This is a genomic window from Halorubrum saccharovorum DSM 1137 (genome assembly GCF_000337915.1).
Classification (GTDB): Archaea; Halobacteriota; Halobacteria; order Halobacteriales; family Haloferacaceae; genus Halorubrum; species Halorubrum saccharovorum.
Genome location: NZ_AOJE01000028.1, coordinates 17,621 through 38,645, shown reverse-complemented (window position 1 = coordinate 38,645; position 21,025 = coordinate 17,621). Strand labels below are relative to the sequence as shown.

Below are 21,025 nucleotides of genomic sequence, written 5' to 3'. Positions count from 1 at the left end.
TAAACCGGAGAATCTGCGACTTCGGGAGGGGCTTCATCTCGTCGAATTATACGGTGAACATGTAACTCTCTGAGGATTTCAACAGAGCCGATAGAACCCGTTGGTCTCGCCGGGCATCGTGGACGTGTCCGTGTTGAGCGGTTCGAGCTGGAACATCCCGTACGGAACGGCGGGCCAGCTCCAGATCCACCCGAGGCTGTACATCTGGAGCGCGCCGTCCTCACCGCGGCTCTGCAGGGTGGAGAACTGCGACGTCTCCAGCGACAGGTTGACCCCGGTCCCGGAGATCAGGTCGCGGATGAGCTCGCCGGCCGTCTGGAACACCTCCGCTTCGTAGGTGGTGAGCGTCATGTCGACCGGGTCGTCGGGCGTGATGCCGGCCTCTTGGAGGACCGACCGGGCGCCCTCGATGTCGCTCTCGCCGAGGCTGTACGGATACTGGTCGAGGAACTCGTTGTAGCCGTCGTTTCCGGTGGGCCAGATCGCGGGCGGGAGGAAGCTGTAAGCCGGCGTGCCGCGGCCGGCGAACACCTCCTGGACGATCTGCTCTTTGTTCATCACGTACGCGATGGCCTGCCGGGCCGCCTGCTGCGTGTTCGAGACGTTGAACCCGAAGTAGTAGGTGCTGATCTCGGAGATTCCGAGGTAGTTGACCTCCTCGTTCAGCTCGCCCGCCGGACCGTACGTCCCGACCTGACGGCCGCGGTCGTCGGTCTCGGCGTCGACGGCGTCCGCCTCGTACGCGAACGTCGGCATCTCGAACCGATCGGCGTTCTGTTCGAGGGCGTAGGTCCACGCCGCCTGAGAGTCCTCGATGATCTCCCAGTTGACTGCGTCGACGCTCGCGACCTCGCCGTAGTAGTCGTCGTTGCGGACGACGGTGACGTCCTCGTCGACGTTGAACGTGTCGAGCTCGAACGGCCCGGTACCGTTCGCGACCTCGGTCGAGAACTCCTGGTGGGTGACCTCGCCGTCGTACCCCTCGATGTCGCCGACGTACCCCTCCGGGATCACGGAGAAGCTGGAGTACGCGATGACGTCGAGCACGTCGGGGTTCGGTCCGACGAGCTGGATCTCGAGGGTCTGATCGTCGATGACTTCGACCGCCAGAGAGTCGGGAACGACGTTGCCGTCGTCGTCGGTCTCGGCGTCGATGCCGAGCCCGACGGGCTGGTTGAGCGTGAAGCCGGCGCGCTCGGAGTTCTCCGACTCGACGGTGCGGCGCCAGGAGTACTTCACGTCCTGGGCCGTCATCTGGGTCCCGTCGTGGAACTGGACGTCGTCGCGGAGCGTGAACGTCCACGTGGTGCCGTCCTCGGAGACCTCGTACTCCGACATGAGCTGGTTCTCGATCTCCGGGACGCCGTTGGGGAACGCCGTCAGGTTCTCGTAGAGCTGCGTGATGACGATCGACGACGCCGTGTCGGTGGACATGATCGGGTCCAGCTCGTCGAAGGTGCTGTTGATCAGGTTGAGCTCGCTCTGTCCCTCGACGGTCGTCGTGTTGAGCTGCTGCCAGTGTTTACCGAGCGCACCGGTCAGCGGCACGTCAACGTAGTCGTACCAGAACAGCTCGGTGAAGCCGTGATACAGCGGAATGAGGGCGGCGTCGTCGCGAACCGCCTCTTCCATCTCGATGTACGCCTCCTGTCGGATCTCTTCGTCCTCCGGGAGAGGATTGTTGACGGCGCGCTCCCAGGCGGCCTGCGCCTTGTCGGCGTTGGTGCGCTGGGGCTCGTCCTCGCCGTCTTCGCCGTCCATTCCGTCTTCGCCGTCCGAACCGTCGCCGCCGTCCGAACCGTCCGAACCGTCCGAACCGTCGCCGCCGTCGGAGGGCTCCTGATCGGAACAGCCGGCGAGGCTTACCGCCGCCCCGCCGCCGAGGAGGCCGAGTAGCCGTCGTCGCTTCGTGCTCTCAACTGCCTCTCCATTTTCTGGATCTGGCATGTAATACCGGTTTTGGTAGGTTATACTAAAGTCTTCCTCAAAGTTCCTTATAATCCCCGATGAAACCCCAACTGGAGTGAACAGTCAGTTAGTTGTGCCGCTCCCGGGGGTACCGTCCGCCTCGTCGTCGACCCCGACCAGCTCCATCAGCGGGTAGCCGTCCCGCATCGTCATCCGGGTGCGGACGGTTACCCCCTCGTAGGCGATCCGCATCTCGACGTCCATCAGCGAGCCAGTCAGCTCGGTGTAGCCGTTCTCGTGATCGATCGCGTCCGCGACGCGGTCGTCGTGGATCGCGACGCTCACCGACTCACAGAACGGCTGGTTCTCGATCGCCTCCGCCATAGCGGCCTCCAGACTGCGCGTGCTCGACGGGCTGACGGGCGTCCCCGCGAACTGGTGGTACAGCGAGCCGAACTTGATCCCGGCCTCGAAGCACGCCTGCTGGGCGTCGGTTGCCATGGGTAGAGCTCCGGCGGCGGCGGGGAAGAACGTTCGGAGGCGGAGGTGGCGTCGGAAGCAGAAGCGGAGACGAAGAGGGGGACCGCGACGCGCCGCAGCCGAACGGAAGGCGTTAGGTCCGCCGGCCGGAAGCGGGTGGCATGAACACGCTTCGCGTGACGGGCGGACGGGTGCTCCGGCCCGACGGTCGCGTGACCGAGTCGGACGTACTGGTCGACCGCGGCGCCGGGACGATCGTCGCGGTGGGGGGCGAAACGGCGGGCGCCAACGAGACGGCGGGCGTCAAGGCGAGCGAGAGCACAGACCGGACCGCCGAGGCCGACGAGACCCTCGACGCCGACGGCGGCCTCGTGATCCCGGGACTCGTCAACGCGCACACGCACGTCGCGATGACGCTCCTCCGCGGCTACGCCGACGACAAGCCCCTCGACCCGTGGCTGCGCGAGGATATCTGGCCGGCCGAGGCCAAGTTAACGCCCGAGGACATCGAGGTCGGCGCCGAACTCGGCGTGCTGGAGATGATCCGGTCGGGGACGACCGCGTTCGCGGACATGTACTTCGCGATGGACCGCGTCGCGGACGCGGTCGATCGCGCGGGGGTTCGGGCGCGCCTCGGCCACGGGGTGGTGACCGTGGGGAAGGACGCGGAGGACGCCCGCGCCGACGTCGAGGAGAGCCTGGAGGTCGCCCGCCAGCTCGACGGCGCCGCGGACGGTCGGATCCGGTCCGCGTTCATGCCCCACTCGCTGACGACGGTGAGCGAGGAGTACCTCCGCGAGGGAGTCGCCGAGGCCCGAGAGACGGGCGTTCCGATCCACCTCCACGCGAACGAGACGACCGACGAGGTCGACCCGATCGTCGACGAACGCGGAGAACGACCGATCGCGTACGCCGAGGACCTCGACGCGCTCGGGCCGAACGACTTCTTCGCGCACGGCGTCCACGTCGACGACTCGGAGATCGATCGGCTCGCCGACGCGGGAACCGCGGTCGTCCACTGCCCGGCCTCGAACATGAAGCTCGCGAGCGGGATGGCCCCGGTCCAGCGGCTCCGCGAGGCGGGCGTCACGGTCGCGCTCGGCACCGACGGGGCGGCCTCGAACAACGACCTCGACGTGTTCGACGAGATGCGCGACGCCGCCATGCTCGGGAAGCTCGCCGCGGACGACGCCGCCGCGGTGCCCGCCGAGGCGGTCGTGGAGATGGCGACCGCCGGCGGGGCCGACGCCCTCGGGCTCCCCGGCGGGCGGATCGAGCCGGGCGCGGCCGCCGACCTCGCGGTCGTCGGCCTCGACGCCCCGCATCTCACGCCGGTTCACGACCCGATATCGCACCTCGCGTACGCGGCGCACGGGAGCGACGTGCGCCACACCGTCTGCGACGGGGAGGTCCTGATGCGCGACCGCGAGGTGCTGACGCTCGACGCCGACGCGGTGCGGGAGCGGGCGTCCGCCGCTGCCGCCGACCTCGTCGAGCGTGTCGGTGACGGCGGGTGAGAGCAACGAGCGGGGGAACGGCGGTAACAGAGCGCTGCGGCGAAACGGATATTGGGCCGGTCGGACAGATTTAATCGACGTCCGAACGACGGGTCGGTCGTGATCGACCTGCCCGTCGTGGCCGCGTTCGTCCCCGCGGTCATGGCGGTCGTTATCTCTCCCGGCCCGGATTCGGTATACACGCTCACGCAAAGTCTCAAGAGCGGTCGCGCAGCCGGCGTCGCCGCGGCCGTCGGAACGGCTAGCGGCGTGCTGGTGCACGCGACCGCCGCGATCCTCGGGCTGTCCGCGATCCTGCGCACGACGGCCGAGGCGTACGCGCTGTTGAAATACGTCGGTGCGGTCTATCTCGTGTATCTCGGCGTTCGACTGCTCAGAGACGACGAACAGTTCGAGATCGACGACGCGATCGGCGACGGAGACCGTTCCGTCGTCGGGTCGTATCGGAAGGCGGTCGCCATCAACGTCACCAACCCGCAGGTAGCCGTGTTCGTGCTCGCGTTCTTCCCGCAGTTCGTCCCGGCGACGGCGGACGCCACCCTCCAGCTGTCGGTCCTCGGACTGGTGTACGCGGCGCTCAGTCTCCTCTACCTCGCCGGGGTGGCGCTGTTCGCCGTTCGGGTCCGGCACCTGCTGTTAGACTCGGCCGTCGCTCAACGGGTGGTCCGGTACGCGAGCGGCAGCGTCCTCGTCGGATTCGGCCTGAAGCTCGCGCTCGATGGAGGCCGAGGACAGTGATCGCGCGGACCGCGCGGACCCCAGCGATCCGAGGGAGCGTGACGGACCGGCCGAACGCTCGATCCGGAGGCGATCAGACAGGCCCGACCCGGCCCGCGCCCGAGGGCGGACGCGTCGAACTGCCCCTCGATCTGGGGGAGAGGTCCGCATTTCACCGCGAAGAACCCGAACGCGCCGTAGAGTCCCGTTAACCCGAATAAAATCCGGATTAAATCGACTTAACGGAGTTCCCTTTTTATGAGGTAACGGCGTCACGGACCGGACGCACATGAGCAAACGCACGATTGGCCTGCTGTTGATCGCGGTCGTCGCGCTCGGCGCGGTGACGGGCGTCGCGGCCGCCGACGGTCACCTCGAAGTGGCCGTCGACAAAGACGCGGACGGGACATCGACGGTCACGGTGACCGAAAACGACACCGCGGTCGAGAACGCCGCAGTCAACGTGAGCGTCGTCGACCCCGCGAACGAGTCGTACGCGGGAGCGGGCGAGTACGAGACCGACGCGAACGGCACCGTCGAACTCCCCGCCCCCGAGGGGGGCGTGACCGTCGAGGTCACGGCCGCCTCCGGGAACGAGACCGCCTCGACGACGGTCGACCTCGAAGCCCCTGACGGCCTCGAACTCGACGTCGACGACACCGACGGCGAACCCGTCGTGACGGTCACGGACAACGACACCGCGGTCGAGAACGCCTCGGTGAACGTGACTACCGTCGACGAGAACGCCTCCTACGCCGGCGAGGGCGACTACGAGACCGACGCGAACGGGACGGTCGAACTGCCCGCAGCCGAGGGGGACGTGACGGTGAACGTCACGGCCGAGTACGGGAACGAGAGCGTCTCCGAGACGGTCGACATCGAGGCGCCCGACGGCCTCGAGCTCGACGTCGACGACACCGACGGCGAGCCCGTCGTCACCGTCACGAACGACGACGAGGAGGTCGCGAACGCCTCGGTGAACGTCACGACCGCCGAGGGGCAGAACGTCACGTACGCCGGCGAGGGCGACTACGAGACCGACGCGAACGGGACAGTCGAACTGCCCGCCGCCGAGGAGGACGTGACGATCGGCGTCACCGCCGAGTACGAGAACGAGAGCGCCTCGACGACGGTCGACCTGACCACCGGCGAGGAGGACGCCGAGGCCGAGGGACAGCCGTTCGGCCAGCTCGTTCGGGAGTTCATCGAGGACATCGAGGACCGCGAGGGCGGCATCGGCGCCGCGGTCTCCGACTTCGTGACGGAGAACAACCCCGGCAACGCCCCGGAGCACGCGGGCGGCCCCGGCGGTCCGGACGAGGCGGACGGTGACGACGACGCCGAGAACGAGAGCGACGCCCCCGGCAACGGAAACGCGCCCGATCACGCCGGCAGCGACGCCGATGACGACGGCGAGCGCGGCCCGCCGGACCACGCCGGACCGGGCGGCGACGACGCCGACGATGACGCGGAAGACGACGACGCAGACGATGACGCGGAAGACGATGATGTAGAAGATGACGACGCAGACGAGGATGATGCGGAAGACGACGACGCCGACGAAGACGATGACGCAGACGAGGACGACGCGGAAGAGGATGACGCGGAAGACGACGACGCAGACGATGACGATGCGGAAGACGATGACGCGGAAGACGACGGCGAGCGCGGCCCGCCGGACCACGCGGGCGGCCCCGGCGGAAACTGACGACTCGACGCGGCGGTCCGCTCAGCGATTCGGGTGGACCGACGACGACGCGAACGAACCGAGCGGTGACTGACGGCGGAACGTCGTTTTTCGGGGTGAATTCGGTGTCGGCAGGGTTTAGTGCGCCGTGAGCGAACCGAGATGTATGAGCGAAACCGCGTATTCGCCGGTGTCACAGCACCTCTCGGACCTGGAGGCAGTCCGTGAGGAGGGGCGCCGGAAGATGGACTGGGCGCTCCAGCACATGCCGATTCTGAACGCGCTCCGCGAGGAGTTCGTCGACGAGCAGCCGCTCGCCGGCGAGACGATCGCGATGGCGATGCACGTCGAGGCGAAGACGGCGAACCTCGTCGAGCTGCTCGCCGAGGGCGGCGCCGAGGTCGCGATCACCGGGTGTAACCCCCTCTCGACGCACGACGACGTGTCGGCCGCGCTCGACACCCACGAGTCGATCACCTCCTACGCGGTCCGGGGCGTCGACGACGAGGAGTACTACGACGCGATGCACGCCTGTATCGCCCACGAGCCCACTATCACCGTCGACGACGGGATGGACATGGTGAAGCTCGTCCACGAGGAGTACCCCGACCTGATCGACTCCATCGTCGGCGGCGCCGAGGAGACGACCACCGGCGTCGACCGCCTGCGCGCGATGGACGCCGACGGCGAGCTCCACTACCCCGTCTTCGCCGTGAACGACACGCCGATGAAACAGCTGTTCGACAACGTCCACGGGACGGGCGAGTCGTCGCTCGCGACCATCGCGATGACGACGAACCTCTCGTGGGCCGGCAAGAACGTCGTCGTCGGCGGCTACGGCCAGTGCGGGAAGGGCGTTGCCAAGAAGGCGTCCGGCCAGAACGCGAACGTCATCGTCTGCGAGGTCGACCCCCGCAAGGCGCTCGAAGCCCACATGGAGGGGTACGAGGTGCTCCCGATGAAGGAGGCCGCGAAGAAGGGCGACGTGTTCATCACGACGACGGGCAACCGCGACGTGATCACGCGCGAGCACTTCGAGGAGATGGACGACGGCGTCCTCCTCGCGAACGCCGGTCACTTCGACGTGGAGGTGAACCTGGAGGACCTCGACGACCTGGCCGTGGACCGCTACGAGGTCCGCGACGGCGTCGAGGGGTTCGAGATGCCCGACGGCCGCGTCCTGAACGTGATCGCCGAGGGCCGACTCGTCAACCTCGCCGCGCCCATCTCGCTCGGTCACCCGGTCGAGGTGATGGACCAGAGCTTCGGCGTGCAGGCGGTCGTCGTCCGCGAGCTCGCCGACCGCGGTGACGAGTACGAGCCCGGCGTCCACGACGTGCCCGACGAGCTCGACCGCGAGGTCGCGGACATCAAACTCGCCGCTGAAGGCGTCGAGTACGACGACCTCAGCGACGAGCAGCGCGAGTACATGGGGAGCTGGGAGCACGGGACATAAACGCCCGTCTAATTTTTAAACAGGAAATGCGGTGGCGCGCGCCTCCGAGTGGCCGCCCCCGGCGGCCACGAGGAGCGCGTGCGAGGTCGCCGGCGGCGGAGCCGCCGGCTGCCAGAGAATCTCCGATTCTCGCTGGACGCGGTGAGCGCTCGCAGAGCGCGAACCGCGAGGCTGGGGAGGCGTGAGGCTGCGGTACGGTTGCGGGCGGGTGGGACTTTGGAGGTCTTCACCGCGTCGCCGGCAGCAACGATTTACAACTGATCGACAGAGTCGTCGGTCTCGTACAGCCCACCACCGTCGACAGCGACGACGTACGACCGATCACCCCCACCGATCGCCCTCGCGCCCTTTTTGAGCCGTAACCCCCTACACGTAGTAGTGACAGTCACGAGCGTCCACGACCCGAGCCACCGCGAAGCCCTCTGGGAGCTGGAGGACGCCTTCGAGCGCGGGGACCTCGTCAGCGTGTTCGGCCGCTGTACCGTCAGCTACGAGGGGCGCGCCGCCTCCGACCTCGGCGCCGGCGATCGACTGCTCGTGTTGAAGCCCGACGGGGCCGCCCTCGTGCACACCGACGAGGGGCGCCAGCCGGTCAACTGGCAGCCGCCGGGGTCGGAACACCACGCCGCGGTGCGCGAGGGACGACTCCGCGTGCGCTCGACCAGAAGCAACCCCGACGAAACCCTGACGGTCCGCTTTTCCGACGTACATCAGCTCTCCGCGATGGCCGTCACAGGGGGCCGCGATCTCACCCTCCACGGGAGCGAAGAGGATCTCCGGACCCGAATCCTGGAACGGCCCGACCTCGTCGAGCCGGGGTTCGAGCCGAGGGAGACTGAGCGCCCCTCCAGCGCCGGCCCGATGGACGTGTTCGGCGTCGACGCCGAGGGCACCCCGGTCGTCGTCGAACTGAAGCGACGGCGGGTCGGCCCGGACGCGGTCGGCCAGTTGGCCCGGTACGTGCGAGCGCTCCGAGAGGAACTGGGCGGGGAAGAGGGAGACGGAGCCAGCCCCGCCGTCCGCGGCGTCCTCGTCGCGCCCTCGCTCACCGATCGGGCCGCCGAGCGGCTGGCGGAGCGCGGGTTCGACCACGTCGCGCTCGACCCGACGCCCGAAGAGTGATCCGGTGGGGTGTCAACACGAACCGCGGTCCGGCTGAGAGCCGGCGCCGGCCGCCGAACAGCCGACGACGACGCCGTGGTATCGAAGGCTTTATCGCCGCAGCACCGGCTACATCGGACAAGTAGCCATGTCTGACAAACCCGCCTCTATGTATCGGACGATCGACAAGCCGTCGTACACCCGCCGCGAATACATCACGGGCATCCCGGGCTCGAAGATCGCCCAGCACAACATGGGCGACCTCTCCGCGGAGCCGGACGACTACCCCGTCCAGATCAGCCTCCGCGTCGAGGAAGAGCTCCAGATCCGCCACGGATCGCTCGAAAGCGCGCGCCTCTCGGCCAACCGCCACCTCATCAAGGAGCTCGGCGAGGGCAACTACAAGATGACCCTCCGGAAGTTCCCCCACCAGGTCATCCGGGAGAACAAGCAGGCGACCGGCGCCGGCGCGGACCGTGTCTCCGACGGGATGCGACAGGCGTTCGGCAAGCCGGTCGGGACCGCCGCACGGCTCAACAAGGACGACATCGTCTTCACGGCGTACTGCGACGTCGAGCAGGCGTCCGTCGTGAAGGAGGCGTTCCGTCGCGCGTACAACAAGCTCTCGCCGCCGTGCCGGATCACGGTCGACCGCGGCGAGAAGCTGCTCGTCTCGTAACGCCCGCCGACCGTCCGCCCGTTCGAGGCGGGCCTTTTTCCGCGCGATCGCACCACGTAGCCGTGTCACCGCGGGCACACGGTCCGATACCGGTCCCCGAGCCGAACACCTGAAATACCTCTATCGCGTACGAAATCGCAGTGTCACAGCAGTTGGCCGAGGTCGAGACGCTGTTCCTCCACGAGGCGCGGAGCGACTACACCGTCGTCGCGAACCGCGACGGCAACCGCGTGCTCCGCGGGCGGCTCGAACTCAAGGAGACCTCCGCGGGCCCGCGACCCGGGAAGTTCCGCGTGATTCGCGACGGCGAGGACCAGCCCCGCCAGCCAGACGAGTTCGTCGACCTCGCCCGTGCGGCGGGCCGAATTCGCATCTCCGAGCAGACCGCCCCCGAGAACCGGACGCGGCTGAAGGAGATGCTCGACGGCTACCAGCTGGAGGCGACGGCGGTCCGGACCTGCCGGCGCTGCGCGAGCGACGGGCGGTACGGCCCCATCACGAGCGAGAGCGCGATCGAGCACAACGGCGAGCTGATCTGCCGCGACTGCGCCCGCCGGGAGCTAGAGCGCGAGCTGTCGTACAAAGGCGAGTTCACGGGCGCCGCTGAGGAGCGGCTCGAAGAGCTCCTCTACGAGTCGGGGGACTTAGACCGGATCGTCAACCTCCTGCAGGGCGGGCTCGACCCCGACCTGACGAAGTACGACGAGGTCTCTGCCAACGTCGACGACGTCTCCCCCGTCCGGACCGAGGACCTGGACCTGCACCCCGACCTCTCCGCGCACCTCCAGGGGCGGTTCGAGGAGCTACTGCCGGTCCAGAGCCTCTCCGTGCGGAACGGCCTCTTGGACGGGAACGACCAGCTCGTCGTGAGCGCGACCGCGACCGGGAAGACCCTGGTCGGCGAGCTGACCGGGATCGACCGGGCGCTGAAAGGCGACGGGAAGCTCCTCTTCTTAGTCCCGCTCGTCGCGCTCGCCAACCAGAAGCACGAGGACTTCGAGGACCGCTACGGCGACCTGCTGAACGTCTCGATCCGGGTCGGCTCCTCGCGGGTGAACGACGACGGCAACCGCTTCGACCCGAACGCCGACGTGATCGTCGGGACCTACGAGGGGATCGACCACGCGCTCCGGACCGGCAAGGATCTCGGGGATATCGGCACCGTCGTCATCGACGAGGTCCACACGCTGAAGGAGGGCGAGCGCGGCCACCGGCTCGACGGGCTCATCTCGCGGCTGAAACACTACAGCGAGAATCGGATGGAGACGCACGCGGGGTACGACGGCACCCAGTTCGTCTACCTCTCCGCGACGGTCGGGAACCCCGAGTGGCTCGCCGAGAAGCTCCGGGCGACGCTGATCGAGTACGAGGAGCGGCCCGTCCCCATCGAGCGCCACGTCACCTTCGCGGACAGCCGCGAGAAGGCCGACATCGCGGACAAGCTCGTGAAACGCGAGTTCGACACGAAGTCGTCGAAGGGGTACCGCGGGCAGACGATCATCTTCACGAACTCCCGGCGGCGCTGTCACGAGATCAGCCGGAAGCTCCGGTACGACTCCGCGCCGTACCACGCCGGGCTCGACTACAAGCGCCGGAAGACGGTCGAGCGCCAGTTCGGGAACCAGGACCTCTCGGCGGTCGTCACCACCGCGGCGCTGGCGGCCGGGGTCGACTTCCCCGCCTCGCAGGTGATCTTCGACTCGCTGGCGATGGGGATCGAGTGGCTCTCGGTCCAGGAGTTCTCTCAGATGCTCGGCCGGGCCGGCCGTCCGGACTACCACGACCGCGGGCGCGTCTACCTCCTCGTCGAGCCCGACGGCGTCTATCACAACTCCATGGACCGCACCGAGGACGAGGTCGCCTTCACCCTCCTCAAAGGCGAGATGGAGGACGTGGCGACCCACTACGACGAGACCGCCGCCGTCGAGGAGACGCTGGCGAACGTCGTCGTCGCGGGCAAGAAGGCCAAGCGGCTCAACGACCGCATGATCGGCGAGGTACCGACGAAACACGCGATCGGGAAGCTGCTGGAGTGGGAGTTCATCGACGGCTTCGAGCCGACGCCGCTCGGTCGCGGAATCACGAGACACTTCCTGGCGCCCGACGAGGCGTTCTTCATGCTCGACGCGATCCGCAAGGGGACCGATCCCTACCAGATCGTCGCCGACCTCGAACTGCGCGACGACGAGGAGTGAGAGCGGGTCGACGCGGCTCGCTCGCGGTCGACCGCGACCCGCCCGCGCAACGAAACGCTTTACCGGCCCATGCGGGTACGTATGGGTGCGGGACCGTGGGTTAGTGGTATACTCCGGGCCTTGGGTGCCCGTGACCCCGGTTCGAATCCGGGCGGTCCCATTCTGCTGCTGCGAGCGATACCGCGAGTGTCGCGGCCGTGATCGGGGAAGTCCGGTATACCGGTTCCCGTCTTATCGCTCCAGTGTCGCCCCGCTGACGGCGGGGATGCAGCTCGTCGATCCGGTCGCCGCCTTTCGAAATCCTTTTGTCTCGAATCGGCGTTGGTCCGAGTGCGAGCCGCCTTAGCTCAGACTGGGAGAGCACTCGACTGAAGATCGAGCTGTCCCCCGTTCAAATCGGGGAGGCGGCATATTCTGAACCCGTGAGCGACAGCGAGCGGGTGAAGAAACGACGCCGACCCGATTTGAGCAGACGAGTCGCGAGCCCGAGCGCAGCGAGGGCGAGCGTCTCGGCGAGTTCAAATCGGGGAGGCGGCATAGCTTTTCGACGCGAACTGCATCCGTGAGTGCTAACTGAAGATCGAGCTGTCCCCCTCCCCGCGAGCGCAGCGAGCGTTCGCTTCGCGAGCATCGGCCAAATATCGGTCGCTGCGTTCGGGAGGAACGCTCATTAGTCGCCCCTCACTACCCACGCGAATGACCGCCGACGGACGCGACAGCGACGAGCCCGGCGACGGACCGCTCGCCAGTCGGAAGCGCCCGCTTCGGTACGCGATGAGCGCGGCCTACGTGATCGCGGGGATCGCGCACTTCCTCGCGCCGAAGGCGTTCGCGCGGGTCGTTCCGCCCGGGCTTCCGCGGCCGCGCGCCCTCGTGTATCTCTCCGGGATCGCGGAGATCGCCCTCGGGCTCGGGGTGCAGTTCGACCGGACGCGACGCGCGTCGGCGTGGGGCATAGTGGCCCTGCTGGTCGCCGTCTTCCCCGCGAACGTCTACATGGCGACCGACGACGTGGCGGCCGATCTCGTTCCCGACCGCCTCTCGGGAGTCGCCCGCACGGCGGCGTGGGCGCGGCTTCCGTTGCAGGGCGTGTTGCTGCTGTGGGCGTGGTGGTACACCCGGCCGGAGTCGGCCGAGGGCGACGCTCACGAGCCGGGACGGAGCGGCGACGCGCAGCGGCGACAGTAGTCGAACGCGGCGTCGTTGTCGGTCTCGCACTGCGGACACGTCGTATCGGCCCCACCGTCGTCGCCGTTGTCCTCGACCGGATCGCCGGGTACCCGATCGTACTCCTCGTCTTCCGTGTACTTCTCCAGTTCCCCGGCCCGACGGCGACGCTGACGGTCGCGCCCCTCGCGGACGATCTCGCTGAGTACGCGGACGCCGACGCCCAGCGTGACGAGGAGCAGCGCTCCAGTGACCGCGAGATAGACCGTCCCGAGGTCGATCATGGGAGTTCTACGCACCGGAGGTTTAGATATTGTGTGACGGTCTCAGACGACACGCGCGGCGGCGGCACTGGCGGGCCAGGACCGCAGCGTGGCGTCGAAGAGGCCGGCGATCCGACCGGGGCCGTCGGCCGCGAACGCTCCTGCGGTCCGCGTCACCGGGCAGTGCGATCGCAGAACCAACCGTACGGTCGGCAGGACGAGACGAGTCCGGACGGACGGTCATCGATCGTCTCGATAACCACCGATTGAGAAGGACAAACGTTCGGCTACACCCGTGGTAACTGTACACTCGCAATCCTTATGTCCTAACGTGGCGTCCGTTAGGATGCAATGGCGACCGGAAAGGTTGATTTCTTCAACGACACTGGCGGCTACGGATTTATTGAGACTGACGACGCTGACGACGACGTGTTCTTCCACATGGAAGACGTCGAAGGGCCGGACCTCGAAGAGGGCCAGGAGCTCGAGTTCGACATCGAGTCCTCGCCCAAGGGGCCGCGCGCGTCCAACGTCGTTCGGCAGTAAGCCGATCCGATACGGTGGGTCGGTCCGGCTGACGCCGAACGCGACTCTGACACGCGACAACGAGACTTCTGCCCGCTCCCGGATTCACGTCCGACGCGGGTTCTTATTACGACACTGAGCGCCGCTGCGGCCGTCGATCGGTCGAGCTGGCGACGAGCGACGGCGACGAAGCGGGAGCCGACGGCCGAATCAGATGTGTTGACCGAAGAGCCCGCGCCCCTTCGTCACCTCGACGTCGCCCTCGACGCGGGTCTGACACGCGAGGCGCACGTCGTGGCTCGGGTGGTGCGGCGGGAGCCAGAGGCGAGCCGTCTCCTTTTTGCCGGGCTCGCTGACCTCGCCGTCGACCTGGACCGCACAGGAGCCACACGAGCCCGCGCCCCGGCAGTTGAGCTGCTTCATCTTGCCGTTGTACACGGAGAGGCCGGCCTCCTCCAACACGTCGCGTAACACGGCGCCCTTCTCGCACTCGATCTCCTCGCCTTGGTAGGATACGGTCGGCATGGACGACGGAACTGTACGTGACCGATCCACAAAGAATCTGGGTGGCGCGGCGGGACGACCGCGCACCGGGGGGAGCCGCAGCGCGTACCGGAGAGAGACGCAGCGCGTACCGGAGAGAGACGCAGCGCGCACCGGAGGGAACCGCAGCGGAGCGATCGCGTGCGGAGACGACGTGCGCCGGGCGTCAGACGCCGGACGGGGCGTTTTTTACCTTCGGCACCGCAGGATGGGCATAATGGGACTCAGGTGTCTGCTCGGGCATAACTTCGGCGAGCCCGAACTACGGCGCGAGCGCGAGGAGGACGGGAGCGAGGTCGTCACCACCGTCACCGAGGTGAAAACCTGCGCTCGCTGTGGCGAGACGCAGGTGGTCAGCGAGAACACCGAGGTCACGACGATGGAGCAACTGACCGACGAGGCCACCGCCGCGGGGCGGGATACAACGGCGGATCCCGCGCCCGCGAGCGACGGACCAGCGGGCCCCGACGGCGTCGAGACCGGAGTCGACTCGGGGACGGCGGGCACGGGGACCGCCGGGCTCGGCGGTGACACCGATACCGACGACGCCGTGATCATCGACGACGACGCGACCGGCGGCTCCGTAGAACCGAACACGGCCGACGCGGCGACCGCGGGGGCGGAGCGGAGCGACCCGAGCGATCCGGCCGCGTCGACGGCGGGAGCGGAAGCGGACGTGGAGGCTGACGCGGCCGCCGAGGGCGGCGGGGCGGAGCTGATCGACGACGGACAGTCGGGCGCGGGCGAGGGGCCCGAGAGCGGTGACGAGGGCGCCGAGAGCGGCCTCGAACGCGACGAGGGCGAGTACGCGGCGTACCCGGAGGCTGAGACGACGGAGACGGAGGCGGAGACGCTCCCCGACGAGGAGCGCGCGGAGACCGACGACGGCGTGATCCTCGACGAGGAGGGCGAATCCGCGGACGACCGCGAGCGCGGTGCGTGGCCGGACGTGGACGAGTCGGAGGAGGGGGCCGGAGCGACGACCCCGTGGCCCGAACACGGCGGCGAGGACGAGGGGTTCAGCGCCGAGATCGGCGAGGGCGACGCGGGCGACGTGGAGTTCGGCGGTGGACTCACGCCCGAGACCGCCGATTCGTCGGCCGACGACGAGGACGCGGAGTACGTCGAGGCGCCGGCGCAGTCCGCGGGCGAGGCGAGCGGTGCGGCCGGAGCCGGCGGTACAGCCGACGAGGGCGTCGGAATCACTCGCGGCGAGAGCCCGGATCTCGAAACGTCGAGCTCCGAGGTGACGACGGAGTACTACTGCCCCGAGTGCGAGATGACCCGCTCGGCCGACGGCAACTCGATGCGCGCGGGCGACATCTGTCCGGAGTGCAAGCGCGGATACGTCGACGAGCGAGCGATCTGAGCCCGGAGCGCTCACGAGTTTTCTCCTCCCCGAGCCGTCGCCTGATCAGCGATCTCGATCTGCCTGCGAACCGGTCGAAGACCCCGTGACGAAACTGGTTTACGGCCCCCTGTCGAACGAACGCGGCATGAAGGAGTACAAGATGCGCCGCGGCGAGCATCTGGACGACCGTATGCCCGACCTGAAGGGCTCCATCGAGGAGTACTTCGGCGACGTCACCGGCACGGAGGAGTGGCAGGGCCACGAACTGTACGTCGTCGAGGACCCCGACAACCCCGTGTTCGACCGCATCGTCGCCGGCGCCGCCGAGTACGGCAGCAAGAAGGACAAGCTCGCGGTCCACTTCGAGGAACGCCCCGCAGAGGACGTGATCGCGGAAGGAAACGCCGACGCCGCCGCCGACGCGGTCGACGCGAAAAACGAGTTCCTGCTGGAGGCGACGGGCCGCGACGCGAAGTCCCGGCGCGACTCGCTGAAGCGGGAAGTCGAGGACGACGCGCCCGACTACTGACTGATAGGTCCGCCCGCTTCGCTTCCGCTTTTCGACGGGTTCGACGCGTCGAGAGCGGCGGCGCCGCCGATCGGACGTGTGTCAGGATCGATCGGCGAGAAAGTTTATTCAGAATCGAGTTAATTATTCGGAGGGTTTAAGCCGTCAGGGGGCGAAGGGAAGGTATGAGCATCGAGACAGTCATGCTAGCGGTCGGAACGGAAGACGACGAGCGGACCGAGCGGCTCGCGGAAGAGGCCGTCGCGGTGGCCGAGCCCGCGGGCGCGGAAGTCGTGTTGACCCACGTGTTCACCGACGAGGAGTTCGACGAGGTCAGGTCGCGACTGGGCGTCGACGAGGCGAGCGAGGGGTCGACCCCCGACGCCGTCGCCGAGCGGCACACGACCACGCGGGCGCTTTCGAAGGCGCTCACCGAGGCCGGCGTGTCGCACTCGGTCCGTGGCGCAGTCGGCGACCACGCCGACGAGGTCGTCGAGGCGGCGTCGGAGATCGGCGCCGACCGCGTCGTCGTCGGCGGGCGCCGCCGGTCGCCGACCGGGAAGGCCGTCTTCGGGAGCGTCGCCCAAGAGGTCATCCTCTCGTCGCCGTGTCCGGTGACGTTCGTGCGCTCGGCGTCGTAATCGCGCACTCTCCTGTTACCTCCCTGAATCGCCGGCTGTTTGCGAGACAGAGGGGGTGCGTCCCGGCGGATGTTCCCCTGAAGCGTCCCGCTTAAGTGATACCGGTCCGCGGGTTTACCCGATGTACTACGTGGGCGTCGACCTCGGAGCGACCAACGTCCGGGCGGTCGTCGGCGACGAGACCGCGACCGTCCTCGGATCGGACTCGCGAGGGACCCCGCGCGGGCCGAACGGGATCGCGGTCACCGAGGCCGTTCTCGGCGTGGTCCGCGGCGCGTGCGAGGCCGCAGGGATCGACCCGACCGCGGTCGTCGCGGCCGGAATCGGCTCGATCGGGCCCCTCGATCTGGCCGCCGGCGTCGTGCAGGGCCCGGCGAATCTCCCGGACACCGTCGAACGGATCCCCCTGGTGGGCCCGGTCTCGCAGCTGTTGGAGACCGACGAGGTCCACCTCCACAACGACACCATCGCGGGCGTCATCGGCGAGCGATTCCACTCCGAGCGCAACCCCGACGACATGGTGTATCTCACCATCTCCTCGGGGATCGGCGCCGGGGTCGCCGTCGACGGTAACGTGCTCTCGGGGTGGGACGGAAACGCCGGCGAGGTCGGTCACATGACCGTCGACCCGCATGGGTTCATGACCTGCGGATGCGGCCTCGACGGCCACTGGGAGGGGTACTGCTCGGGCAACAACATCCCGAAGTACGCCCGCGAACTCCACGCGGAGGACCCGATCGATACCTCCCTCCCGATCGAGGATCCCGACTTCTCCGCGGTGGACGTGTTCGCGGCGGCCGGCGAGGACACCTTCGCCGATCACGTGATCGACCAGGTCGCCCACTGGAACGCGATGGGCGTCGCCAACGTCATCCACGCGTACGCACCGCTGGTCGTGAGCGTCGGCGGCGCGGTGGCGCTCAACAACCCCGATCGGGTGCTCGACCCGATCCGCGAGAAGCTCGCCGACATGGTGTTCATCAACGTCCCCGAGGTGCGGCTCACCGAACTCGGCGACGAGGTGGTGGTAAAGGGGGCGCTCGCGAGCGCGCTCACCGGCGGGACGGGCGACCGGTCGCAGGTGGAGTCGCCGCCGGGGTAAGCGGCGGGTCGGCAGGGGGAGAGAGGCGGGGAGACGGATCGACGGGTCGGCAGCAGCCCCGATCAGTCCTCAAACTCGGTCATCTCCGGCTCGACCGCCGGGTCGACCGCGTCACGCGTTTCGACGTACGCGTCCCGGTACCTGCGGAGCTTCCGTACGAGGACGTACCCGAACGCACCCTGAAACAGGATCACGAAGAGGAACAGGGCGACGAGCTGCGGGAGCCCGGTCGCCAGCGAGAGCACCGCCGTGACCGGTCCGACCAGCGTGTTGTACAGCGCGTGGATCGTGGTGGCGATGACGAGCCCCTTGACGATGATCGGCCCGCGGTTCTCCGGGTTGAACTTCGCGAGCCCGAGGTAGTACCCCGCGAACGCCGAGTAGACGACGTGGCCGGGTCCGGCGAGCGCGCGCAGCGCCGCGATTCCGTCGCCGGCGCCGAGGACGGCGATCCCGAGGGTCAGCTCGGACATCTCGACGTTCTGCGCGATGTACACCAGGTTCTCGATCACGGCGAAGCCGAGCCCGGCGATGGCGCCGTACACAGCGCCGTCGATGACCGCGTCAAACCGGTCGTCGGTGTACGCGTACAGCCGGACCGCGAGCAGCTTCACCGACTCCTCGATCGGACCGACGATCACGAAGAAGAAGACGACGAGCCCGGGGAAGCCGAACGGGTCGAAGTACGGCTGCGCGACGCTGTTGAGGATCGCCGCGAACGTGGCGGTCAGGATCGACAGCAGGAACGTCGCAACCAGAAGGGAGAGCGGTTCCGCAGTGGTCACGTCCGAGACGTACACGTACGCGGCGAGCCCGAGCGCCGGGACCGCCGAGAGACCGACCAGCATCGCGACCGCCGGGTCGAAGACGAGCCCGAGCCCGAAGGATCCGAGGATCGCGAGGAGCCCGAGAAGCGCGACGAAGACGACGAGCGCCTTCGCCGACCGGGTGATGAGCCAGTGCAGGGCAACGGAGAGCCCGTCGAGAGAGGTGCGCTCCTCCCACGTGGCGATGTCGTAGAGGTCACGGTCGTCGTCGGCGCGTGACTCGACCGGGTCCGACCGAGATGGCATGCCGCCGGATTGGGACCGGGGGAACTTAAGCCGTGGCGGGATTCGGAGCGCGATCGGGCGACGGTTCGGTCGCGTCGCGCTCGACGGAGGCCGACAGGATTGAAACCGCGGCGACCGAAAGGGCGGTATGCACTTCGATTCACGGACCCAGCGAGCCCTCCGCGAGGCGGGGCTCGACGCGGACGCGATCGCGGCGGCCTCCGACCGGGTCGCCGAGCTGGTCGACGAGGACGCCGACCGCCTCCGAGAGTTCTTCGAGCCGGCGGGACCCTACTACTCCGACATGGAGATGGCCCACAGCACCGCCGAGGTACAGGAGCACGCGACCGCCGACGCGGATCTGTTCACCCACGGGAGCGACCTCCGCGGCTACCTCTCGCTCGACGGCTGGGGGGTCCCGGTCGAGGGCGGGCGGGTGCTGCGGACCGCGGAGGCGGGAGGCGGCGACAGTGAGATCGAGGGCGACGGGGAGACAGGCGGCGACGAGCGCGACGACGAGACCCCCGTCCTCGTCGAACTCTCGCTCGGCGCGACCGTTCACGACCGCGTCCGGTTCGCGCGCGATCCCGACGAGCTATGAACGTCCGCGTGCGCGGCATCTACGCGACGGCGCTCACGCAGGCCCTCCTCGACGAGGGGCACGAGGTCGTCGACGCCTCAGCGCCGATCCGGCGGCGCTTCGACGCCGAGTTCGGAAGCGAACCGCCCGACGCACGGATCGCGACGACGGGGGACCGGCAGGGCGTCGGCGCGCACGGCGACCCGGACGCGGTGGGGCCTCTCCGCGACCTCCTGACCGACGCGGGGCTCGACGCGCTGGCGTGGACCGACCCGACTCCGCCCGGGACCGTCCTCGACGGGACGGTGACGGAGACGCTCGGCGGCGGAGCTGTCGTACGACTCCGCGTCGGCGACGACTCCGACGGCGACGACTCCGACGGCGACGCCACCGCCGAGGGGTACCTCCCGTTCGGAAGCGTCGACGACCGGGTCGAGGCGGGCGATCCGGTGCGGGTACAGGTCCGCGAGTCCGCCGCGCCGTGGACGGACCGCCGCCCCGAGCTGGACGGGTCGCTACGGGCGGGCGGCGGGCTCGTCGCGCTCGAACCGGGCTCGGGCACGCGCGTCGACGTGCGGAACGACGAGGCCGCCAGAGAGCTCTCGGGGATGCTCGACCTGCTCGGGTTGGAGCCGCCTGAGGGGTGGCGCGCGGTCTGGAAGCCCCCCGCCGTCGATGCGGACACCGGAGAGCTTGAGGCCGGGCTCGACCGGGCTGTCGCGGCCGCGGAGGGACTCGACGCCGCCGTCGACGCGGCCGGGGGCGTCGGCGTCCTCGACGGGGGAGGCCTCGTCCGCGAGGAGCCGCTGACGCGCCCGAACGCCGGGGTCTGGGTGTGGTTCGGCCGCGAGAGCCGGTTCGGCCTCGACGACCGCCGCCGCGGGGCGACCGCGACGATGCCGGGCCACCACCGCGTGAAGGCCGGGTCGGCGGACGCGTCCGCGGGGGTCGACCTCGCGGAGGCGCTCTGCGAGCCCGAGGCGGACGCCGCGTTCCCGTTCGGCGTCGTGGCGGACGCGTTCGGCCCGGCCGAGGGCGACGCGCTCCGGCTCGAACACGGCAAGCCCGACGGGCGGCTGATCACGCTGGGCGAGGCAACGGTGACCGCGGTCGACGCCGACGGCTCGGTCTCGGTCGAGCGCGAGATGACCGGCGGCGGCACCTACGACGGGCTGGACGTGCCCCGCGAGGCCGGCGACGTGGCGGAGACCAGCCTGAAGGAGGGCCGGTGGTGGTACCCGACGACGTACCGCGGGCGCGACGGGACGGTGCGCGGCACCTACGTCAACGTCTGCACTCCGGTCGAGGTGTTCCCGGACGCCGCGCGCTACGTGGACCTCCACGTCGACGTGGTGAAACACTCCGACGGGACCGTCGAGCGCGTCGACGACGACGAGCTGCGGGAGGCGGAGACGGCCGGCGACGTGCCGGAACCGCTCGCGGAGAAGGCCCGGAGCGTGGCGTCGGCGCTGGAGAACGCGCTCTGAAGGTCGGGGAGACTGAGAGGGGAACGAGAGACGTCACACGGAGAGAAGAGCCGGGCGGACCGGGCC

The 21,025-nt window shown here is 68.8% G+C and carries 20 protein-coding genes and 2 tRNA genes; 17 read left to right on the top strand and 5 right to left on the bottom strand.

Annotation, left to right across the window (positions count from 1 at the left end; translation table 11 throughout):
* Positions 1-78: 78 nt before the first annotated feature.
* Positions 79-1,947, bottom strand: coding sequence for an ABC transporter substrate-binding protein (locus C471_RS08390; protein ID WP_004048122.1), 1,869 nt, complete (start codon positions 1,945-1,947; stop codon positions 79-81).
* Positions 1,948-2,031: 84 nt separating this feature from the next.
* On the bottom strand, positions 2,032-2,409 hold the full coding sequence (locus C471_RS08385) for a dihydroneopterin aldolase family protein (protein WP_004048120.1): 378 nt from the start codon (positions 2,407-2,409) through the stop codon (positions 2,032-2,034).
* Positions 2,410-2,549: 140 nt separating this feature from the next.
* Here C471_RS08385 and C471_RS08380 point away from each other — a divergent pair, with 140 nt between their 5' ends.
* The 10 genes from C471_RS08380 to C471_RS08335 all read left to right on the top strand — a co-directional run bounded on the left by C471_RS08380 (position 2,550) and on the right by C471_RS08335 (position 12,928).
* Positions 2,550-3,905 (top strand): amidohydrolase, encoded by a 1,356-nt coding sequence (locus C471_RS08380; RefSeq protein ID WP_004048117.1) that lies wholly within the window; start codon positions 2,550-2,552, stop codon positions 3,903-3,905.
* A 99-nt stretch (positions 3,906-4,004) separates the two neighbouring features.
* The gene (locus tag C471_RS08375; RefSeq protein WP_004048115.1) at positions 4,005-4,643 is read left to right on the top strand and encodes a LysE family translocator; all 639 of its coding nucleotides are present in this window, start codon (positions 4,005-4,007) and stop codon (positions 4,641-4,643) included.
* Between the two features lie 268 nt (positions 4,644-4,911).
* Entirely contained in the window at positions 4,912-6,330 is a 1,419-nt protein-coding gene (locus C471_RS08370) for a hypothetical protein (RefSeq protein ID WP_004048113.1), read from the top strand.
* 145 nt (positions 6,331-6,475) lie between these two features.
* On the top strand, positions 6,476-7,765 hold the full coding sequence (locus C471_RS08365; RefSeq protein ID WP_004048112.1) for an adenosylhomocysteinase: 1,290 nt from the start codon (positions 6,476-6,478) through the stop codon (positions 7,763-7,765).
* Positions 7,766-8,143: 378 nt separating this feature from the next.
* Entirely contained in the window at positions 8,144-8,887 is a 744-nt protein-coding gene (gene nucS / locus C471_RS08360; protein WP_004048110.1) for an endonuclease NucS, read from the top strand.
* A 127-nt stretch (positions 8,888-9,014) separates the two neighbouring features.
* Positions 9,015-9,545 carry a 50S ribosomal protein L16 gene (locus tag C471_RS08355; protein WP_004048108.1) on the top strand — a complete coding sequence of 177 codons (531 nt, stop codon included), beginning with the start codon at positions 9,015-9,017 and terminating at the stop codon, positions 9,543-9,545.
* Between the two features lie 140 nt (positions 9,546-9,685).
* On the top strand, positions 9,686-11,740 hold the full coding sequence (locus C471_RS08350) for a DEAD/DEAH box helicase (RefSeq protein ID WP_004048106.1): 2,055 nt from the start codon (positions 9,686-9,688) through the stop codon (positions 11,738-11,740).
* An 89-nt stretch (positions 11,741-11,829) separates the two neighbouring features.
* Positions 11,830-11,900, top strand: a tRNA-Pro gene (locus C471_RS08345).
* A 176-nt stretch (positions 11,901-12,076) separates the two neighbouring features.
* Positions 12,077-12,150 (top strand) — tRNA-Phe (locus tag C471_RS08340).
* Positions 12,151-12,436: 286 nt separating this feature from the next.
* Positions 12,437-12,928 (top strand): DoxX family protein, encoded by a 492-nt coding sequence (locus tag C471_RS08335; protein ID WP_004048105.1) that lies wholly within the window; start codon positions 12,437-12,439, stop codon positions 12,926-12,928.
* Here the strand turns inward: C471_RS08335 and C471_RS08330 are convergent.
* On the bottom strand, positions 12,886-13,191 hold the full coding sequence (locus C471_RS08330; protein WP_004048103.1) for a zinc ribbon domain-containing protein: 306 nt from the start codon (positions 13,189-13,191) through the stop codon (positions 12,886-12,888). The genes C471_RS08335 and C471_RS08330 overlap by 43 nt on opposite strands.
* Before the next feature lie 330 nt (positions 13,192-13,521).
* On the opposite strand from C471_RS08330, the gene C471_RS08325 reads away from it, so the two are divergent.
* Positions 13,522-13,716 carry a cold-shock protein gene (locus C471_RS08325; RefSeq protein WP_004048101.1) on the top strand — a complete coding sequence of 65 codons (195 nt, stop codon included), beginning with the start codon at positions 13,522-13,524 and terminating at the stop codon, positions 13,714-13,716.
* 189 nt (positions 13,717-13,905) lie between these two features.
* Here C471_RS08325 and C471_RS08320 read toward each other — a convergent pair whose 3' ends face one another.
* Positions 13,906-14,220: a 2Fe-2S iron-sulfur cluster-binding protein gene (locus tag C471_RS08320; RefSeq protein WP_004048094.1), complete on the bottom strand. Its 315-nt coding sequence runs from the start codon at positions 14,218-14,220 to the stop codon at positions 13,906-13,908.
* A gap of 235 nt (positions 14,221-14,455) precedes the next feature.
* Between C471_RS08320 and C471_RS08315 the strand changes: the two genes are divergently transcribed.
* The 4 genes from C471_RS08315 (at position 14,456) to C471_RS08300 (ending at position 17,840) form a co-directional block, all read left to right on the top strand.
* Positions 14,456-15,607: a DUF7093 family protein gene (locus C471_RS08315; RefSeq protein WP_004048092.1), complete on the top strand. Its 1,152-nt coding sequence runs from the start codon at positions 14,456-14,458 to the stop codon at positions 15,605-15,607.
* A 127-nt stretch (positions 15,608-15,734) separates the two neighbouring features.
* Entirely contained in the window at positions 15,735-16,118 is a 384-nt protein-coding gene (locus tag C471_RS08310; protein ID WP_004048090.1) for a DUF5611 family protein, read from the top strand.
* A gap of 164 nt (positions 16,119-16,282) precedes the next feature.
* Entirely contained in the window at positions 16,283-16,738 is a 456-nt protein-coding gene (locus C471_RS08305) for a universal stress protein (RefSeq protein ID WP_004048089.1), read from the top strand.
* Positions 16,739-16,859: 121 nt separating this feature from the next.
* Entirely contained in the window at positions 16,860-17,840 is a 981-nt protein-coding gene (locus tag C471_RS08300; RefSeq protein WP_004048087.1) for an ROK family protein, read from the top strand.
* A 62-nt stretch (positions 17,841-17,902) separates the two neighbouring features.
* Here the strand turns inward: C471_RS08300 and C471_RS08295 are convergent, their stop codons facing one another.
* Positions 17,903-18,913 (bottom strand): PrsW family intramembrane metalloprotease, encoded by a 1,011-nt coding sequence (locus C471_RS08295; RefSeq protein ID WP_004048085.1) that lies wholly within the window; start codon positions 18,911-18,913, stop codon positions 17,903-17,905.
* 127 nt (positions 18,914-19,040) lie between these two features.
* Between C471_RS08295 and C471_RS08290 the strand changes: the two genes are divergently transcribed.
* Together C471_RS08290 and C471_RS08285 are read left to right on the top strand one after the other, a co-directional pair.
* Positions 19,041-19,493: a DUF7532 family protein gene (locus C471_RS08290; RefSeq protein ID WP_004048083.1), complete on the top strand. Its 453-nt coding sequence runs from the start codon at positions 19,041-19,043 to the stop codon at positions 19,491-19,493.
* On the top strand, positions 19,490-20,959 hold the full coding sequence (locus tag C471_RS08285; protein WP_004048081.1) for a DUF402 domain-containing protein: 1,470 nt from the start codon (positions 19,490-19,492) through the stop codon (positions 20,957-20,959). Before C471_RS08290 ends, C471_RS08285 begins: the two co-directional genes overlap by 4 nt.
* The last annotated feature ends 66 nt before the right edge of the window (positions 20,960-21,025 follow it).

Bases quoted from the DNA above. Each gene is read 5' to 3' on its own strand.
- C471_RS08390 (WP_004048122.1), bottom strand. From the start codon at position 1,947: ATGCCAGATCCAGAAAATGGAGAGGCAGTTGAGAGCACGAAGCGACGA.
- C471_RS08385 (WP_004048120.1), bottom strand. From the start codon at position 2,409: ATGGCAACCGACGCCCAGCAGGCGTGCTTCGAGGCCGGGATCAAGTTC.
- C471_RS08380 (WP_004048117.1), top strand. From the start codon at position 2,550: ATGAACACGCTTCGCGTGACGGGCGGACGGGTGCTCCGGCCCGACGGT.
- C471_RS08370 (WP_004048113.1), top strand. From the start codon at position 4,912: ATGAGCAAACGCACGATTGGCCTGCTGTTGATCGCGGTCGTCGCGCTC.
- C471_RS08365 (WP_004048112.1), top strand. From the start codon at position 6,476: ATGAGCGAAACCGCGTATTCGCCGGTGTCACAGCACCTCTCGGACCTG.
- C471_RS08355 (WP_004048108.1), top strand. From the start codon at position 9,015: ATGTCTGACAAACCCGCCTCTATGTATCGGACGATCGACAAGCCGTCG.
- C471_RS08335 (WP_004048105.1), top strand. From the start codon at position 12,437: ATGACCGCCGACGGACGCGACAGCGACGAGCCCGGCGACGGACCGCTC.
- C471_RS08330 (WP_004048103.1), bottom strand. From the start codon at position 13,191: ATGATCGACCTCGGGACGGTCTATCTCGCGGTCACTGGAGCGCTGCTC.
- C471_RS08325 (WP_004048101.1), top strand. From the start codon at position 13,522: ATGGCGACCGGAAAGGTTGATTTCTTCAACGACACTGGCGGCTACGGA.
- C471_RS08320 (WP_004048094.1), bottom strand. From the start codon at position 14,220: ATGCCGACCGTATCCTACCAAGGCGAGGAGATCGAGTGCGAGAAGGGC.
- C471_RS08315 (WP_004048092.1), top strand. From the start codon at position 14,456: ATGGGACTCAGGTGTCTGCTCGGGCATAACTTCGGCGAGCCCGAACTA.
- C471_RS08310 (WP_004048090.1), top strand. From the start codon at position 15,735: ATGAAGGAGTACAAGATGCGCCGCGGCGAGCATCTGGACGACCGTATG.
- C471_RS08305 (WP_004048089.1), top strand. From the start codon at position 16,283: ATGAGCATCGAGACAGTCATGCTAGCGGTCGGAACGGAAGACGACGAG.
- C471_RS08300 (WP_004048087.1), top strand. From the start codon at position 16,860: ATGTACTACGTGGGCGTCGACCTCGGAGCGACCAACGTCCGGGCGGTC.
- C471_RS08295 (WP_004048085.1), bottom strand. From the start codon at position 18,913: ATGCCATCTCGGTCGGACCCGGTCGAGTCACGCGCCGACGACGACCGT.
- C471_RS08290 (WP_004048083.1), top strand. From the start codon at position 19,041: ATGCACTTCGATTCACGGACCCAGCGAGCCCTCCGCGAGGCGGGGCTC.
- C471_RS08285 (WP_004048081.1), top strand. From the start codon at position 19,490: ATGAACGTCCGCGTGCGCGGCATCTACGCGACGGCGCTCACGCAGGCC.